This window comes from Pseudarthrobacter sp. Hb11, from assembly GCF_059383655.1.
The window spans coordinates 17,418-34,722 of the sequence record NZ_JBWZCM010000019.1 but is presented as its reverse complement, the minus strand read 5'-3'; the positions used below and the strand labels follow the sequence as shown (position 1 = coordinate 34,722).

Below are 17,305 nucleotides of genomic sequence, written 5' to 3'. Positions count from 1 at the left end.
CCTGGCAGCAGGAACCCTCCTCATGCTCCGCAAGCGCAAGGTCTCCTAAAACACCGAACGATTGCTGACCGTGCCTGCACCCTGCGCCTGAAGCGGCAGCAGCAAGCAGGCCGAACGGAAGGAGGACCCCGCACAACACAACCAACACACAACAACGCAAACATGTCATCAGCACACATGTCCTTGTGGCCGATGGCCCGGCAGCGAAACCCACACACGGTTCCGCCGCCGGGCCCTCGGCGTGTCACAGAACAGAAGCCAGGCCAATCGTCCGTTTACTCCACCGCCCGTATAATTTGTTGTACGACAGTGCCGCAGCGCACCGGGAGGAACGGGTCATGGTGGCGGAATCGCCTAGCTCCATCAAGAATGAAGTGGTCGGCGGACGTTATCGGTTGGGTGAAGTTATTGGCCGCGGCGGAATGTCATCGGTTTACTGTGCCCGGGACGAGAACCTGGGCCGCGACGTTGCCCTGAAGCTCTTTGCCCCGCAGGCTCCGGACGCCGACGAATTGAAGCGGCAGGAAGCGGAAATCCAGCTCCTGGCGACGCTCAACCATCCGGGGCTGGTCACTCTTTTCGACGCCGGGATCGATGACCGTATTCCTGACGAGCCGAGGCCTTTCCTCACCATGGAGCTTGTGGACGGCCAGGATCTGCGGACCCGGATCCGCCATAGCCGCGTCCCGCTGGAGGAACTTGCCGTAATCGGGGCAGGCATCGCCGACGCACTGGCGTATGTCCACGGCCTCGGAATCATCCACCGCGACATCAAGCCTGCCAATATCCTGCTGGTGCAGATCCGCCCCGGGGAGCCGCTGCGTCCCAAACTTACGGACTTCGGCATCGCCCGGATCGCGGACTCCACCCGGCTCACGGCCACGGGCACAATGGTGGGCACTGCCGCTTACCTCAGCCCGGAACAGGCTCTGGGCAAGCCCCTCTCCTCTGCCACGGACATCTACTCCCTCGGGCTTGTGCTGCTTGAATGCATCAAGGGCACAGTCGAGTATCCGGGCGGCGCAGTTGAATCTGCCGTGGCGCGCCTGCACCGTGCGCCGGAAATCCCCGAGGATCTGCCGTCCGAATGGGCTGACCTGGTCCGGTCCATGACAGCCATCGAACCTCTGGAGCGCCCCGCTGCCGCGGACATCGAGACCGCCCTCCGGCAGGCGCTGGTGTCCCCCGCGTCAACCCCCGGAGAACTCGTTCCGGAAACCACGAGGGTCCTGCCGGCCATGCCGTTCCACCCGCCCTCCATCACTGCTGAGGAATCGGTGGATGAACTGCGTGAGGCAGCAGGGCCAGTAGACGCAGCTTCGCCAGTCGCCCCTGGACAAGGACTGAAGGGCGGGCAGCCCAAGAAGGAGCGGTCTTCAGGATCGCGACGCCGGCGCTGGTGGCTGGCAGTGCTTCTTGGGGTTGTGGTGCTGGCTGCAGCTGTGGCGGCAGTGATGGCCAGCCTGTCCACCCGGTCCACCGCCGACGTTGTGCCCTACCCCACGGTGACCGGCGTCCTTGGTGAGCACCTGGAGGAGCTCCAGAAGAGCGTGGAGCCGTGAGCTTGAAGCTGCGGGGCACTTCGAGCAGCCCCCGGTTACAGGTTGCATCGACGTGCACGGCTGCCGTGTTGGCGGCCGGGCTTGTGGCAGGCTGTGGTCCCAGCGACACCGGCTTGCAGCCAGCCGCTGCCCGGCAGCTTCAGGCGCGGGTCCTCGAAGTCACTGAGGCTTCCTCCAAGAATGATCCCGCCACAGCCATGAAAGCCCTGAAAGGCCTTGAAACAGAGTTGGCTGCGGCCCAGGGCAAGGGCCAAATTTCCGAGGATCGGCGCCAGACGATCACTACCATTGCAGCTGCCGTACGGGCCGACCTGGAAGATGCTGTCGCGGCCGCCGCCAAGGCAGCAGAAAAGAACAACGAGGGCAAAGGCAAAGACTAACGCCTGGCTCCAAGCGCGCGACGGCGGCTCGTCAGCTCAGGGCGACCCCACAGTTCCTGCCACACAAGAAAGAGGCGGCGCCCCCTGTATCGAACCAGGGACACCGCCTCTTTCGCGTTGCTTGTTCAGCTGCTGACGCAGCCGTGCGTTAGCTCAGCGTGGCGAGAACCTTGTTCAGGGTGGCGGACGGGCGCATCACTGCGGAAGCCTTCGCATCGTCCGGGTTGTAGTAGCCTCCGATGTCCACCGGGGAACCCTGGACCTCAGCCAGCTCGCCCACGATGGTTTCCTCCTTGGAGGAGAGCTCATTGGCGACGGAGCTGAACGCGGCGGCCAGGTCGGCGTCGTCCGTCTGCTTGGCCAGCTCTTCTGCCCAGTAGCGGGCCAGGTAGTAGTGGCTGCCGCGGTTGTCGAGTTCGCCGGCCCGGCGGCTCGGAGACTTGTTCTCCAGCAGGAAGGTGCCGGTGGCGCGGTCCAGGGTGTCGGCCAGGACCTGGGCGCGGGCGTTGCCCGTAGTGGTGGCCAGGTGCTCGAAGCTCACGGCCAGAGCCAGGAACTCACCCAGGCTGTCCCAGCGCAGGTGGTTTTCCTTGAGCAGCTGCTGGACGTGCTTCGGCGCGGATCCACCGGCACCGGTCTCGAAGAGCCCGCCGCCGTTCATGAGCGGAACCACGGAGAGCATCTTGGCGCTGGTGCCCAGCTCCAGGATGGGGAACAGGTCCGTGAGGTAATCGCGGAGGACGTTGCCGGAAACCGAGATGGTGTCCTCGCCCTTGCGGATGCGGTCCAGGGTGAACGCGATGGCCTTCACCGGGGACATGATCCGGATGTCCAGGCCCTCGGTGTCGTGGTCCTTCAGGTACTCGTTGACCTTGGCGATGAGGTTGGCGTCGTGCGCGCGTTCCTCATCCAGCCAGAACACGGCCGGGGTCTGCGAGGCACGGGCGCGGGTGACGGTCAGCTTGACCCAGTCGCGGATGGGCAAGTCCTTGGTCTGGCAGGCACGCCAGATGTCCCCGACGGAAACGTCGTGTTCGATCAGGACGTTGCCGGAGCCGTCCACGATCTGCACGGTGCCCGCTTCCTGGATCTCGAAGGTCTTGTCGTGGCTGCCGTATTCCTCGGCGGCCTGCGCCATGAGGCCCACGTTCGGCACGGTTCCCATGGTGGTGGGATCGTAGGCGCCGTTGGCGCGGCAGTCATCAAGGACCACCTGGTAGATGCCGGCGTAGGAGCTGTCGGGCAGCACGGCGAGCGTGTCAGCTTCCTTGCCGTCCGGGCCCCACATGTGGCCGGAGCTGCGGATCATGGCCGGCATGGACGCGTCCACGATGACGTCGCTGGGGACGTTCAGGGTGGTGATGCCCTTGTCCGAGTCCACCATGGCCAGGGCGGGGCCCTCTTCGAGGCCCTTCTTGATGAGGGACTGGACGCCTTCCCGGACGTCTTCCGGGAGGTCTTCGAGGCTGCTCAGGATGGCAGCGAGGCCGTTGTTCGGGCTGATGCCGGCGGCGGCAAGCTGCTTGCCGTAGGTATCGAACAGCTCGGAGAAGTAGGCCTTGACCACGTGGCCGAAGATGATGGGGTCCGAGACCTTCATCATGGTGGCCTTGAGGTGGGCGGAGAAAAGGATGCCTTCTTCCTTGGCGCGGGCGACCTGGGCCTGCAGGAACTCGTCCAGGGCTGCGGCGCGCATCACCGTGCCGTCGATAACCTCGCCGGACTGAACCGGGAAGGCCTTCTTCAGGACCTTGACCGAACCGTCTTCGCGGACCAGCTGGATAGCGATGGTGCCCTCAGACTCGATGACAACGGACTTCTCGTTGGAGCGGAAGTCATCCTTGCCCATGGTGGCCACGTTGGTCTTCGAATCGGCGGTCCAGGCGCCCATGGAATGCGGGTTCTGGCGCGCGTAGTTCTTGACGGACAGGGGTGCGCGGCGGTCCGAGTTGCCTTCACGCAGGACCGGGTTCACTGCCGAGCCCTTGATCTTGTCGTAGCGGGAGCGGACGGCCGTCTCCTCATCAGAGGACGGGTTGTCAGGGTAGTCCGGGAGGGCGTAGCCCTGGCCCTGCAGCTCGGCGATCGCTGCCTTCAGCTGAGGGATGGAGGCGCTGATGTTGGGCAGCTTAATGATGTTGGCTTCCGGCGTCTTCGCCAGCTCACCGAGTTCAGCAAGGGCGTCACCGATCTGCTGCTCGGGGGTGAGGTAGTCACCGAAGACGGCGATGATGCGGCCGGCGAGCGAAATGTCGCGGGTCTCCACCTCCACACCTGCTGTCGAGGCGAACGCCTCAACGATGGGCAGGAACGAATAGGTAGCCAGCATCGGCGCTTCGTCGGTGTGGGTGTAGATAATCTTGGACATGCGCGGGCGTCTCCCTGTGGGTCGGCTTGGTTGTGAAAATTCGGTCTATTTCACCATGTATAACCTACCCGAGGACACGGGTTTGAACCCTACCGGAGCTTCTGGATTACCCAGCCGGCAGGCAGGATTACAGCGATGGAGAACGTACGACGGCGTCACGCGCCCAGGTGCCCCTACCGCCGTCGTGCTTTCCGCCCAGGGTAGGCCCCAGAGCCCCTTATCCGAAGTTGCGGGCTATAAAAAAGGCGAAAGCCCTAGCCGATACGCAGCAACTATCTACAATGTTGTATTCGGCGATATGTTTGCCACGTCACTCTTGGCCCTTCCCGGGGCCCTCCCCGTTAGGACAGGACAACAATGATTCGCACCAGGTCCTTAGTTTCCGGATTTCTAAGCCTCTCAGCAGCAGCCGCTTTAACGCTCTGCGCCGCCGGCGGGGCCACCGCTGCCCCCGCGGCTTCCGACGAGAAAAAGAACGCCACTGTCGTCAGCGCGGTCCTGGACAGTACAGGCGTGGCGGAGTACTGGACAGCCGACCGGATGCGGCAGGCAGTCTCAGGCGAGGTCCTTGGCGAAAAGGCCCGCGAACGCGGCAACCGTTCGAGCGTGGACACCGTGAAGAAAGGCAAGAGCACCAAGATCAAGGCCACCCGTGCCATGGCTGCAACCGAAAAGTCCGTGAAGCACATCGGCAAGGTCTTCTTCGTCATGGGCGGCGCCAACTACGTCTGCTCCGGCAACGCCGTCACCTCCGACAACAAGAGCACGGTATCGACGGCCGGCCACTGCGCCATGGACGGACTGGGGCAGAAGGCTCAAAAGTTCGCATTTGTCCCCGCATATGAAAACGGCAACAGGCCTTACGGCACGTGGACCGCCAAGGCCTTGTACGCACCCCGCCAGTGGAGCTCCGGCGGCAACATGGCGTACGACACCGCTTTCGCCGTGATGGCCCCGGACAGCACCGGCCGGCTTCTGACCAACGTTGTTGGTGGTTCAGGCGTGGCGTTCAATGAGGACAGCGGCCAGTACTACACGTCCTACGGTTACCCGGCCTCTGCACCGTTTAACGGGGAGACCCTCAGGAGCTGCGCAGGCACGGCAACCCCGGACAGCATCAACACGGGATTCGGCACCCAGGGCATTCCCTGCGATATGAACGGCGGCTCGTCCGGCGGCCCGTGGCTGATCGGCTCAGGCTCGGACGGCTACCAAAACTCGGTCAACAGCTACGGCTACAAGGGCTCCAAGGTCCTGTACGGCCCGCAGTGGGGCGAGGTTATCGAAGAGACGTACGAGATCGCCGAAGCTTCCTAAGAAGCCAGGAAACGCCGACGGCGCCTGTCCCCCGCGAAGGGGACAGGCGCCGTCGGCATTTAACACAAGATGGGCCCACGCCGGCAGGGTTCCCTGGCAGTGCCGCTCCGGCGAGGGCCCTGGACCGAGCTTGCGGAGGCAGGGAGCCGGTGCGGACGCAGCGAGGTTAGGGGGCCGGTGGGACCTAATGGAAGAAGTGGCGGGCCCCCGTGAAGTACATGGTCACGCCCGCCGCGTTGGCCGCGGAGATGACTTCCTCATCGCGCACCGAACCGCCGGGCTGGACCACGGCGCGGACGCCGGCGTCGACCAGGATCTGCAGGCCGTCAGCGAACGGGAAGAAAGCGTCAGAGGCAGCAACGGCGCCGCGGGCGCGCTGGGGTGCGCCTGCTTCTGTCGTGCCGACGTTGGTGGCACCGCCCGCACCTTCGACGTCGGACTCCACCGTGACCCCCAAGGTGTTGGCGCGCTCCACGGCCAGCCGGCACGAATCAAGGCGGTTGACCTGGCCCATGCCGATGCCCACGGCAGCGCCGTCCTGGGCAAGCAGGATGGCGTTGGACTTGGCTGCACGGCAGGCAGTCCAGGCGAAAGCCAGGTCCGCGAGGGTCTTTTCGTCCGCGGCTTCACCGGCAGCAAGAGTCCAGTTGGCGGGGTTGTCGCCGTCGGCATCTACCTTGTCCGCGACCTGGACCAGGACGCCGCCGGATACCTGGCGGATCTCCGACGGGTAGCGGCCGTAGCCTTCCGGCAGGGCGAGCAGGCGGATGTTCTTCTTCTTGGACAGGATCTCCACAGCCTCAGGTTCGAAGCCCGGGGCGATGACAACCTCGGTGAAGATGTCCTTGACAGTGTTTGCCATGCCGGCTGTCACGGGGCGGTTGGCAGCGATGACGCCGCCGAAGGCCGAGACGGGATCGCAGGCGTGGGCCTTGGCATGCGCGTCAGCGATGGGATCAGCGGCGTCCGCGGAACCGACGGCAACGCCGCAGGGGTTGGCGTGCTTGATGATGGCCACGGCGGGCTCGGCGAAATCGTAGGCGGCGCGGAGGGCGGCATCGGCGTCCACGAAGTTGTTGTAGCTCATGGCCTTGCCGTGCAGCTGGTCGGCCTGCGCGATGCCGGCGGGAGCTGCCTTATCCACATACAGGGCGGCCTGCTGGTGCGGGTTCTCGCCGTAGCGCAGGACCTCGGAGCGTTCCAGCGAGAGGCCGGCGTAGGCGGGCCAGTCGATGACGCCGTCACCGTCTTCATCCAGGAACTGGCTCGCGGTCCAGGTGGCCACGGCGTTGTCGTAGGACGCGGTGTGGGCGAACGCCTTGGCGGCCAGCCGCCGTCGGGTGTTCAGGTCAAAGCCGCCCTCAGCGGCCGCGGTGACTACCTGGCCGTAGAAGGAGGGGTCCACCACGATGGCCACGGCGGCATGGTTCTTCGCGGCGGAGCGCACCATGGCGGGGCCGCCAATGTCAATCTGCTCGACGACATCGTCCTGGGCAGCGCCGGACTTGACGGTCTCCACGAACGGGTAGAGGTTCACCACCACCAGATCGAAAGGCTCGATCTCCATGCTGACCAGTGTCTCCATGTGGGCCTCGACGCGGCGGTCAGCCAGGATTCCGCCGTGAACGCGCGGGTGCAGCGTCTTGACGCGGCCGTCCAGCATTTCCGGCGAGCCGGTGACTTCCTCGACCTCCTGGACCGGGATGCCCGCGGCGGCGATCCTCTTGGCCGTGGACCCGGTGGAAACCAGCTTCACACCTGCTGCATGCAGGCCCTGGGCGAGCTCCTCCAGACCGGTCTTGTCGTAAACCGAGATCAGGGCCCGGCGGATGGGAACACGGTCAATGGATACGCGCTCATGCTGCGTGAAGCTCACAAATGTCTCCGTCTTATATCGCGGAACAGTGCCGCGGTTGGTGGGGATAGGGCCAGTTTATCGCGAAGTGCTCTTTGCCCCTTGTGCGAGCGGAAGTGTGAACGTCACCGGGCCCGGCTAGAGTTCTTTCAGGAGGCTGCGATGAATACTTACACCACTGTGCCGAGCGGCGAGCAGGTGGTCCAGGAACTGCCCTGGCGATGGAAAGTCCAGGGCAGGATCTTTTTGATCGGCGGCCTCGGCTTTATGTTTGATGCCTGGGACGTGACCCTGAACGGCATCCTTATTCCGCTGCTCTCCACGCACTGGGCCCTCACCCCCGGCGAGGTGGCCTGGGTTGGCACGTCGAACCTGATCGGGATGGCCCTTGGAGCTTTCGTCTGGGGCACCATCGCGGACACCATCGGACGCAAAAAGGCGTTCACTGCCACGCTGCTGATCTTCTCCCTCTTCACCGTGTTCGGTGCCTTCTCCCCCGACTTCATCTGGTTCTGCATCTTCCGGTTTATGGCCGGGTTCGGTCTGGGCGGCTGCATCCCCGTGGACTACGCCCTGGTGGGTGAGTTCACTCCCCGCAAGCAGCGCGGCAAGGTGCTCACCGCCATGGACGGCTGGTGGCCGGTGGGTGCCGCCCTGGCCGGTTTTGTGTCAGCAGGGCTCGTTGCCCTGTACGGCGACTGGCGGCTGACCATGCTGGTGATGGTCCTGCCGGCGCTCCTGGTGTTCTGGGTCCGCCGGAGCGTCCCGGAGTCCCCGCTGTTCCTCATCCGCAAGGGCCGGCGGGAAGAAGCGGCCAAGGTCATTGATGATCTGGTGGCGGCAACCGGCGCCGAGGCCCGTGTTTACAGTCTGCCCGACGCCAAGGAAGTGCCACGCCTTTCCGCCGGCAGCGCCTGGCACCAGCTGCGCCTGGTCTGGCAGTTCAACTGGAAGATCACTGCCGCGGCCTGGGCCCTGTTTTTCTCGATCCTGCTGGTCTACTACCTGTCCCTCACCTGGATGCCGCGGATCCTGATCGGCGCGGGCTTCGCAGAGTACAAGGCATTCGTCACCACCGCGTCCATGGCCGCAGTCGGGCTATTGGGGGTTGTTGTGGCGGCCCTGCTGGTGGAGCGGGTGGGCCGCAAATGGATCCTTGCCATCACCGGGCCGTTGTCTGCGCTGACCCTGGTGATCGTGGCGATCGTGGTGGACATCCCCACCGCAGCGGTGTTCTGGCTGCTGGTGTTCGGGTTCGTGGTGCAGGTGGCCATCCCGGTGCTTTACGCCTACGTCTCCGAGCTGTACCCCACCGAGCTGCGCGGCACCGGGTTCGGGTGGGCGTCCACGTTCTCCCGGTTGGGCGCAGGCTTCGGGCCGCTCATCTTCGCGAACTACTTCTGGCCCGAGCTGGGCCTGGCAACGTCCTTCGCTTTGGCCGGCGGTTTGGTGCTGCTGGCCGTGCTGTGGATGGCGTTCTTCTCCCCGGAGACCAAGCAGCGCCGTCTCGAGTAACCCTCGTCCAACGACGCGCCTATCAAATATCGATGCGCATCTTCCCCAGCGCACGCCACATCTCCGGCGCGCCATGGAATCTGCGGGTCGGAACCGGAATATACGCGTCGACAGCGCCCGCGATGACGCAGGACCTCCAGGCGACGCCAGGGAGGGGTTAGGCGCGGGAGAGGTGGGCGGCGGCCAGGGCTGCCAGGGTGGACACCAGCAGCCGGCGCTCCACCACCTTGATGCGCTCGTGCAGGGTCTCCTCGGTGTCGGACTCTTCGATGGCCACGGCCTCCTGGGCGATGATGGGCCCGGTGTCCACACCGGCGTCGGCCCAGTGCACAGTGCAGCCGGTGACCTTCACGCCGTATGCCATGGCGTCCCTCACACCGTGGGCTCCCGGGAAGGCCGGGAGCAACGCAGGATGGGTGTTGAGGTACTTGCCATCGAACGCGTTGATGAACTCCGGGCTCACAATCCGCATGAACCCCGAGGAGACCACCACATCCGGCTCGAACCCCGCCACGGCCTGGGTCAGCGCAGCGTTCCAGTCTGCCCGGTCCGGGTAAGCCTTGAAGTCCACCACGAACGTCGGGATGCCGGCTGCCGCGGACCGTTCCACCCCGAAGGTTCCCGGCCGGTCGGCGCCGACGGCGGCGATTTCGACGTCCAGTTCCCCCGCCTTAACCGCGTCGATGACTGCCTGGAGGTTGGACCCGGTTCCGGAAACGAGGACGACGATACGCATGGCACTAGCTTATGGGCAGCCTCGCGTAGGCTGGAAAACATGAACACCACACCGGAACCGGCTGGGCGGCAGCGCACAAAACAGCCGCTCAGCGAGGCAGCAAAGGCCTCGCTCACCAAGACCCACACCCTGTTCCGGATTTTCGTGGTGACCGTGCTGGGTGCCTTCTTTGTCTACCAGCTGGACGTCAGCTACCTCTGGCTCACAGCACTCCTGACAGCCGCCAGCATCGCCCTCGGCGTGGTGCTGCTGGTCCGGGCGGCACGGCTGAAGGAGTCCCGCCTTGTCCTCATCGGCACCATATCGGGGCTGGTGGTGTCCGCGATCATGGTGCTGCTGATCCTGGTCACGTCCCTGTTCTTCGATGAAGTGCGCGAATACCAGGCCTGTGTTGGACGGGCGCTGACGGACCAGGCGCAGTCGGCGTGCCGGGTGCAGCTCGAAGGATCGCTGCCCTCGCAGCTCCCGTAGGGCCATAGATCTCCCCCAAGGGGCAGCCCAAGAACGGCAGCGGCCGCACTACCGGACCAGTTCGGCGTCCTCTTCCCTTGCTGCGTGCTCCCGTTCCAGCCAGGGTCCCGCCGCGTAGCCGATTATGACGCCGGCACCCACTTCCGCCGCCACCCAGACCCCCGTCCAGAAGGGGTCCGGTCCGATGTCTGTGAGGCGTCCGATTCCGGCTGAGCCGCGTGCCAGCCACGCCAGGCAGGCGGTCAGCAGCCCGGCAGCCAGTCCGCAGAGCACGCCGAGCAACAGGGTGGAGACTGTGGCCGTAAACCAGCGGGCGCGGATCTTGATGGCTAGCCATTCATCAAAGTGGTTTTCCCCTTCGCGGAGGAACCACCAGCCCGCCAGGACACCGGCCAGCACTGGGATGATCAAGGCAACGAAGGCGTACTCCAAGGAGCCGGACGGGATGGCGGCGAGCACCGGAACGGAAGGCAGCGGACCGACGGCGGTGCCAAGGGGGCCCACCTGGGATCCGACGCCCATGGCGAACCCGGAGCCCGATGTCCAGGCCAATGCAAAAACGACGAGGTTGGGCAGGAAGCCCAACTGCGCAATGGTGAGGGCCGCACCTCCCACCGCGCCGGCGTCGAGCGCTTCATAGACCGCAATCACCAGGTTCCAGTGGATGAACACATCAACGGTCAGCAGCACCGCGGCCAGCGAGAGGGCCGAAAGCACGGCCACACAACCGGCCTTCGCGGCCGAGGCGAGGTAGGACCCCGCCCACCGGGAGTGCTGGCTGGTCCGGGAGATCCAGTCCACAGCGTCGACGCCGATCAGCCGGCTCCAGGAACCTGCCTCACGCCGCGCGCCGATCACCATGCCCAGGGCGTAGGGAATGAGGGGGATGAACATCGCGTGCCAGGCATTGATGCCGACGTCGGGCGTGCGGCAGATAAAGCCTGTTGCCGCTCCGAAGGCCGAGTACACCAGCCACGACCCGAGGAGTGCCTGCCAGAGCTGGTCAGTATAGGAAGCCCGCGCCAGCCGCCTGCCGGCTCGCCAGGCCAGCAGGAAAGGGATCAAGGTCAGGCCAAGCGGAATGAGCGTGAGCAGTCGGGCCCCGGAAGCGGCGGCTGCATTTGAACCGGCGGCAGTAAGTTCCAGGGGCACACCGTGGACCAGCAGCCAGGACTGCCCGGCAAGGCGCGCAAGGAAGTCGACGGCACCGTCCTGGAATCCGGCGGTAGCCCACACTGCAAGAATCGGAGCAAGCACCACCAGTGCCGAGATGATGGCTGCCTGGGCCGTTTCGAGGGCACCCTGCAGCCACAGGGGCATGGGAAGGCCACGGTCTCCGGTCTGATCAGCGCGCAGTTTCATCGTTGTCCATGGTGTCACGGCGGTGGGGCCCGGCCCGTGACCGACAGGCACAACCCCGCAGGTCCCTGCCTGTTCAATGGGGCCTTGTACCGGCGCTTTTCCAATAGGTCCGCCGTAAAATTTAACCGTCCACAATTAGTGGTTGGAGGCAAATAATGACTACCGCATCCCCTCATGCACACGGCGTTCACTTTGGACGGGCAGACGTCCAGAACGTGGGCATGGGCCTGGGAATTGTTCTGATGCTGGTGGGTGTCCTGGGCTTCATCCCCGGTATCACCACGCAGTACAGCGAACTGATGTTCCTCGGACCGGCTTCGCATGCCATGTTCCTTGGGCTGTTCCAGGTTTCCATGCTGCTCAACATTGTGCAGCTGGCCATCGGCGCAACCGGCTGGACTATGTCCCGCACAGAACATGGAGCACGGAACTTCCTTATGGGAGCTGGTGCGCTGTACATCGTCCTGGCTGTCTTCGGGCTCATTGTCGGAGTGGATTCGGCGGCCAATTTCCTGTCGCTGAACATGATGGACAACTGGACCCACCTGGTGCTGGGCATCGTGATGATTGTTGCCGGCTGGCTGTTCTCGCGGAATATGACGGCCGACCGGACATAGCCCGGAATCCGTAACCCGGGAAACAGGAGCCGCGAATGAGAGAAGAACCCTAAGTTCTGAAGATATTCGTCCTACTGGCTGGTGCAGTCGCCGCTTCCTGCGTGGCTGCACCAGCATCTCCGCGGCCAGCCCGCACCAGCAGCAGGCTGGCCCGGCAAGTTTGAAAGTTCCGCATGCACAACAACGCCGGGAGCCCCCAAGTGGACTCCCGGCGTCGTTCTGTGTGCGTTTGCGTCAGCGCCGGTCCGTTCAGCGGCGCTTCAGCAGTTTGCTATGCGACGGGGATCAGAGCCGCCGGTCGCGGTCGACGCCGTCGCCGTCAGCCTCGATGTGCTCCTTGCGGACTTCCTCGTTGACCGTGACGTTCTCCTGGACAACGTCCTTGTCCATGCGGACGCGTTCAACCGGAACCGTTTCCTTCTCCACCACGGGGCGTTCCTCGTGCAGGATCACTTCGTGTTCCTCTTCGCTGATGTCCGGACCGTCCAGGGCCGCGCCGCGGTTGGCGTCCGTGATGGGCTCCCGCTCGAGGCGGACCTCTTCGCGCTGCACGGGAACGGTGGTGGTGACGTTTTCCGTGGTGACGTACTTCCGGAGCCGTGCACGGCCTGCGGCTTGACGCTCGGTGCCGACGCGGAGCTGCTCTTCCGAGCGGGTCATGGCGTCATCGGTGGTGGGACCGGACGTGTCGTGGCCCACCGCGTCGCGGTCCGAAGCGTAACCGGCGGTGCCGGTGCCCGATGCGTAGCCGGCAGTGCCGGCGTTGGGAGTGCCGGCGTTCAGGTCAGCGTCGCCCTGCAGGTCCACGTCGCCGCGGGATTCATCGCGGGTGTCCGAGTAGGTCCGGGCACCGCGCTCGTAGTACGTGTACAGCTGATCCTCTTCCTCAGGGGTGAGGTGGCCGTCGACGTCGACGCGCGGGGCGTCCTTGACGTGTTCCTTGCTGAAGGGAACCACCAGGTCGTCGCCTTGGCTGTGCGCGCCTTCAACGGGGACAAAGGACTGGGAAGTGCCGAAAAGTCCCGTCTTGACGGTGACCCATGTGGGCTCGCCCGTGTCGTCGTCTGCGTACAGCTGGCCGATCGAGCCGATCTTCTCGCCATCAGAACCGATGACGTTGCCGCCCTTGTGGAGCAGGCCTTCAATGTTTTCCCTGTTGAGCATGACGTCTCCTTGGATGTGTCGTTGCGCTGGGCATTAGCTAGCAATTGGATGTTCCGGCACCGGTTGTCCGGTACTCAGCCTCCGCCCCCTCTGCTGAAGGCTTTGCACTAGCTGCCCCCATACCGTAAGCATGCTTAGCATCAAAAGGAAAGTCTGCTTAGTACTTTTTTTCTGTGGCCGACCTAGAAACCCGCTTTCACCAGCGGTTTTGCGCCCAAAAAATTAGGTCGCTAGGGGAGTGACATATGGCGGTGTTCGATGCCCAAAAGGGATGCGGCAGCCTTGATGTCGGCCGCGCGGTGTCCCCTCATCTGCCGGAGGATGCAATCAGGGCGGCAGTGCTGTTGTTTCCCAAACCTTTCCCCCGGCGTCACATCCGGTCCCCCGTGCGGCAACACCGCGCACCCACCGTGGAGGGGTGAGGATCGCAATTGTTGCTGAATCATTCCTGCCACTGATGAATGGCGTAACGCACTCCATCCTGCGTGTGCTGGAGCACCTCGAGGACCGGGGCGACGAGGTCTTGGTCATCGCGCCCTCCACGCTGGACGGGGAAGCTCCGGACCGTGTCAGGGGCGCCGAGATCCACCGGCTGCCTGCTGTTCCGCTTGCCGGTTACACAAACGTCCGGGTGGCGATGGGCGGTGTGTACCGGGTCAAGCGAATCCTTGCCGACTACGCACCGGACGTCGTCCACCTGGCCTCGCCGTTCGTCCTTGGCTGGCGTGCAGCCCAGGCCGCGCACCAGTTGGGCATCCCCACCGTGGCCATCTACCAGACCGAAGTTCCCAGCTACGCCGCGCGGTACGGCGTGCCGTTCCTGGAGAACTGGGCCTGGAACCGCGTGGAAAACATCCACCTGCTCGCCACCCGCACTCTGGTGCCTTCCACGTTCGCGCTGAACCAGTTGCGCGGCCGCGGCATCCCGAGGGTGCAGATGTGGCGGCGCGGCGTGGACACCGCACGTTTTTCCCCGGAAAAGCGCGACGACGGGTGGCGGGCTTCAGTGGCCCCCGGCGGTGAGCGGATCATCGGCTATGTGGGCCGGCTGGCCGTCGAGAAGCAGGTGGAGGACCTGGCTGCCCTGGCCGGGATCCCCGGCACCAGGCTGGTGATTGTGGGTGACGGACCCCAGCGGGCGGTACTGGAGGACGCCTTGCCGGACGCAGTATTCACCGGGTTCCTGGGCGGCGAGGAACTGGCACGCGCTGTGGCGTCCTTTGACCTGTTCGTCCATCCCGGCGAATTCGAGACCTTCTGCCAGACCATCCAGGAGGCCATGGCATCGGGTGTGCCGGTGGTGGCCACGGGCCGCGGCGGGCCACTGGACCTGGTTGAGAATTCCCGGACGGGATGGCTCTACGAACCCGGGGACCTGTCCGGAATGCGCTCCCATGTCCTGGACCTGATGGGCGACGACGCCAAGCGCCGCGCATTCGCCGCAACGGCACATGCCTCGGTGCAGGACAAAACGTGGCCGGCACTGTGCGCGGAGTTGGTGCGCCACTACGAACAGGTTATGGCACTGGCACCGGTTGCGGCGTGCTCAACCACCATCGAAGGAGCGCAATCATGAAGATTTCCGTGATCGGCTGCGGCTACCTTGGCGCGGTACACGCCGCCACGCTGGCCTCCATGGGCCACACCGTGGTGGGCATCGACCTCGACCCCGGCAAGGTGGAGCAGCTGGCACGCGGCGCGGCCCCGTTCCACGAACCCGGGCTGGACGAACTGCTGCAGGACGGGCTGGCCACCGGCAGGCTCACTTTCGCCACGACGGCGGCTGCCGCCAAGGGCGCACAGGTGCACTTCCTGTGCGTGGGCACGCCGCAGCACAAAACGTCCGACGCCGCCGACCTCACCTACCTGGTCTCCGCCGCGGAGGCGCTGCTGCCGCACCTGGCAGCGGGCGCCGTCGTCGTCGGAAAATCCACGGTGCCGGTGGGCACAGTGGACATGCTCCGCGGCCTGGTGGCCGCGCGGCCGGACGTGCTGCTCGGCTGGAACCCAGAGTTCCTCCGGCAGGGCACCGCAGTCAAGGATTCCCTGGTGCCGGACCGGCTGGTCTATGGCGTGGACGGCGGCCGTGCCGCTGCGTTCAACCCGCGGACCGAAGCGCCCCTCGGCGTCACGGCCGCTTTGGACGCCGTCTACGAACCGCTGCTCGCGGCCGGGATTCCGCGGCTGGTCTGCAACTTCGCCACCGCAGAACTTATCAAATCAGCGGCGAACGCCTACCTCGCCACCAAAGTCAGCTTCATCAACGCCATGGCGGAGCTGTGCGACGCGTCGGGCGCGGACGTGGCAGAACTGAGCGAGGCGATGGGCATGGACCCGCGGATTGGTGGGCGGTACCTGCATGCGGGGCTCGGGTTCGGGGGCGGCTGCCTGCCGAAGGACATCCGCAGCTTTCGGTCCCAGGCCTCAGCTCTCGGCGTCACCGCAGTGGATGACTGGATGCGGCTGGTGGATACCGTGAACCTGGGCCAGCGCGAGCGCACCGTCAGCCTTGCCGCGGAGCTCTGCGGCGGCAGCCTGGCCGGGCGCTCCCTGACAGTGCTGGGCGCCTCATTCAAGCCGGACACGGACGACATCCGGGACTCTCCCGCCCTTGACGTTGCCGACCGCCTGGCCGCTGCCGGCGCGCATGTAACCGTCACCGACCCCAAAGCGGTCAACCACGCCTGGCGGCGCTACCCCCGCCTCCGGTTCGAGGCTTCCACCGGGCGGGCGCTCGAAGGTGCCGAACTGGTGTTACTCCTGACGGAGTGGGACGAGTACCGCCAGTTTTCGCCGGCCGTTGCGGGCAGACTGGTACGACGCCGGGTGGTGCTGGACGCGCGCAACGCGCTGGACGCCGGGGCGTGGCAGGCGGAAGGCTGGGCGGTGCGCGGCCTCGGCACAGGAAGCGCTGATGTCCAGGCTTTGGAGCGGGCCCTCCCCCGGATTTAGTTCAGGAGTCCAAGCTCGGCAAAGGCGAGCGCCACACCGTTTCCGGCAGGTCCCGCGGTGAGCCTGTCGGCGACCTCCAGCACCTTGGGGTGCCCGTCCTCAACAGCAATGCCAATGCCTGCGTAGACGAGCATTTCGATATCGTTGGCGCTGTCGCCGATGGCCACGATGTCTTCCCGCTTCAGGCCCAGGCGCTTCTCCACCACCTGGATGCCCACCGCCTTATGGGTCCCGGCCATAAAGATCTCACCGGCGCGGTCGCCCAGGGCTGACAGGGAACTGGGGATCAGCCCCACCTCGGGGCCGAAGGCATCCATCAGTTTCGTCAGCGGCACCGGCGAATCGAAGCAGGAGATCTTTGCGTAGGAGGCGGACCGCAGGTCATCGCCGTACTGCATCGGCCCCAGAATGTCCTCCAGCGGATCAACGTCCGTACTGAGAAGGCCGTCGTGCCGGGGGCGGCCGGCGAAGACGGGACCCAGCACCGTCCTCAAACGCTGGTCCACACCGGTGCGGCCATAGAGGGCCTCGGGTGCCTCGAGAATGTAGGCGGCGTCATGGGCGTCAAGGGTTTCCACGATGCGGGCTGCCACGTCGGGCTGGAAACGCGTGTCCTTGAGGACCTCTCCCCGGAGTTCCACGCGGGCGCCGGCACCGGTGATGACGCCGTCGAACCCTGCGTCAAGGATGTGTTGGGGGACCATGGACAGTGGCCGCCCTGTGCAAACGAAGACCAGGTGGCCGTTGCGGCGCGCTGCCCGCACGGCCTCGACGTGGGCGTCAGGTGCCAGCCCGTGGTCCGCGTAGGTCCCGTCGATATCGAGGAAGACGGCGCGTGGCCGGAGGGTCTGCTGGCTGGACATGCCGAACTCCTAGGTAGGTGGCGGGACAGTCAACTCTATCCAAAAGCGTTCCCCCGCCGGAGACCGCGGGGTCCGCCGTTGCCCTCCCAGCCGTGCGTGAGAGCGCTTTTCATGCCGGCCAAACTGACAGTCATCCCGTGATA

At 65.2% G+C, this 17,305-nt stretch carries 14 protein-coding genes; 8 read left to right on the top strand and 6 right to left on the bottom strand.

Going from position 1 to position 17,305, the window contains the following annotated elements:
- Positions 1–338: 338 nt before the first annotated feature.
- Together AC50X7_RS18035 and AC50X7_RS18030 are read left to right on the top strand one after the other, a co-directional pair.
- Positions 339–1,562, top strand: coding sequence for a serine/threonine-protein kinase (locus AC50X7_RS18035; protein WP_494980266.1), 1,224 nt, complete (start codon positions 339–341; stop codon positions 1,560–1,562).
- 113 nt (positions 1,563–1,675) lie between these two features.
- Positions 1,676–1,942, top strand: a complete 267-nt coding sequence (locus tag AC50X7_RS18030) for an FIMAH domain-containing protein (RefSeq protein WP_494980265.1) — start codon at positions 1,676–1,678, stop codon at positions 1,940–1,942.
- 148 nt (positions 1,943–2,090) lie between these two features.
- Here the strand turns inward: AC50X7_RS18030 and AC50X7_RS18025 are convergent, their stop codons facing one another.
- Positions 2,091–4,310, bottom strand: coding sequence for an NADP-dependent isocitrate dehydrogenase (locus AC50X7_RS18025; RefSeq protein ID WP_494980264.1), 2,220 nt, complete (start codon positions 4,308–4,310; stop codon positions 2,091–2,093).
- A 357-nt stretch (positions 4,311–4,667) separates the two neighbouring features.
- Here AC50X7_RS18025 and AC50X7_RS18020 point away from each other — a divergent pair, with 357 nt between their 5' ends.
- Positions 4,668–5,627, top strand: coding sequence for a trypsin-like serine peptidase (locus tag AC50X7_RS18020; RefSeq protein WP_494980263.1), 960 nt, complete (start codon positions 4,668–4,670; stop codon positions 5,625–5,627).
- Positions 5,628–5,811: 184 nt separating this feature from the next.
- On the opposite strand, the gene purH is transcribed toward AC50X7_RS18020, so the two are convergent.
- Positions 5,812–7,503: a bifunctional phosphoribosylaminoimidazolecarboxamide formyltransferase/IMP cyclohydrolase gene (gene purH / locus AC50X7_RS18015; RefSeq protein WP_494980262.1), complete on the bottom strand. Its 1,692-nt coding sequence runs from the start codon at positions 7,501–7,503 to the stop codon at positions 5,812–5,814.
- A gap of 141 nt (positions 7,504–7,644) precedes the next feature.
- Here purH and AC50X7_RS18010 point away from each other — a divergent pair, with 141 nt between their 5' ends.
- A complete protein-coding gene (locus AC50X7_RS18010; protein ID WP_494980261.1) occupies positions 7,645–8,997 on the top strand; it encodes an MFS transporter in 1,353 nt (450 codons plus the stop codon).
- Between the two features lie 157 nt (positions 8,998–9,154).
- On the opposite strand, the gene purN is transcribed toward AC50X7_RS18010, so the two are convergent.
- Positions 9,155–9,733, bottom strand: coding sequence for a phosphoribosylglycinamide formyltransferase (gene purN / locus AC50X7_RS18005; RefSeq protein WP_494980260.1), 579 nt, complete (start codon positions 9,731–9,733; stop codon positions 9,155–9,157).
- A gap of 39 nt (positions 9,734–9,772) precedes the next feature.
- Here purN and AC50X7_RS18000 point away from each other — a divergent pair, with 39 nt between their 5' ends.
- The gene (locus AC50X7_RS18000) at positions 9,773–10,204 is read left to right on the top strand and encodes a hypothetical protein (RefSeq protein WP_494980259.1); all 432 of its coding nucleotides are present in this window, start codon (positions 9,773–9,775) and stop codon (positions 10,202–10,204) included.
- A 48-nt stretch (positions 10,205–10,252) separates the two neighbouring features.
- Here AC50X7_RS18000 and AC50X7_RS17995 read toward each other — a convergent pair whose 3' ends face one another.
- Positions 10,253–11,566 carry a cell division protein PerM gene (locus AC50X7_RS17995; protein ID WP_494980258.1) on the bottom strand — a complete coding sequence of 438 codons (1,314 nt, stop codon included), beginning with the start codon at positions 11,564–11,566 and terminating at the stop codon, positions 10,253–10,255.
- Positions 11,567–11,721: 155 nt separating this feature from the next.
- Here AC50X7_RS17995 and AC50X7_RS17990 point away from each other — a divergent pair, with 155 nt between their 5' ends.
- Positions 11,722–12,183 (top strand): DUF4383 domain-containing protein, encoded by a 462-nt coding sequence (locus AC50X7_RS17990; RefSeq protein ID WP_494980257.1) that lies wholly within the window; start codon positions 11,722–11,724, stop codon positions 12,181–12,183.
- Between the two features lie 285 nt (positions 12,184–12,468).
- On the opposite strand, the gene AC50X7_RS17985 is transcribed toward AC50X7_RS17990, so the two are convergent.
- Positions 12,469–13,347, bottom strand: coding sequence for a DUF2382 domain-containing protein (locus AC50X7_RS17985; RefSeq protein WP_494980256.1), 879 nt, complete (start codon positions 13,345–13,347; stop codon positions 12,469–12,471).
- Positions 13,348–13,765: 418 nt separating this feature from the next.
- Here AC50X7_RS17985 and AC50X7_RS17980 point away from each other — a divergent pair, with 418 nt between their 5' ends.
- Positions 13,766–14,923 (top strand): glycosyltransferase family 4 protein, encoded by a 1,158-nt coding sequence (locus tag AC50X7_RS17980; RefSeq protein ID WP_494980255.1) that lies wholly within the window; start codon positions 13,766–13,768, stop codon positions 14,921–14,923.
- Positions 14,920–16,299 carry a UDP-glucose dehydrogenase family protein gene (locus AC50X7_RS17975; RefSeq protein ID WP_494980254.1) on the top strand — a complete coding sequence of 460 codons (1,380 nt, stop codon included), beginning with the start codon at positions 14,920–14,922 and terminating at the stop codon, positions 16,297–16,299. Before AC50X7_RS17980 ends, AC50X7_RS17975 begins: the two co-directional genes overlap by 4 nt.
- Here AC50X7_RS17975 and AC50X7_RS17970 read toward each other — a convergent pair.
- Entirely contained in the window at positions 16,296–17,162 is an 867-nt protein-coding gene (locus AC50X7_RS17970) for an HAD hydrolase family protein (protein WP_494980253.1), read from the bottom strand. The two genes, AC50X7_RS17975 and AC50X7_RS17970, sit on opposite strands and share 4 nt — an antisense overlap.
- Positions 17,163–17,305: the final 143 nt, after the last annotated feature.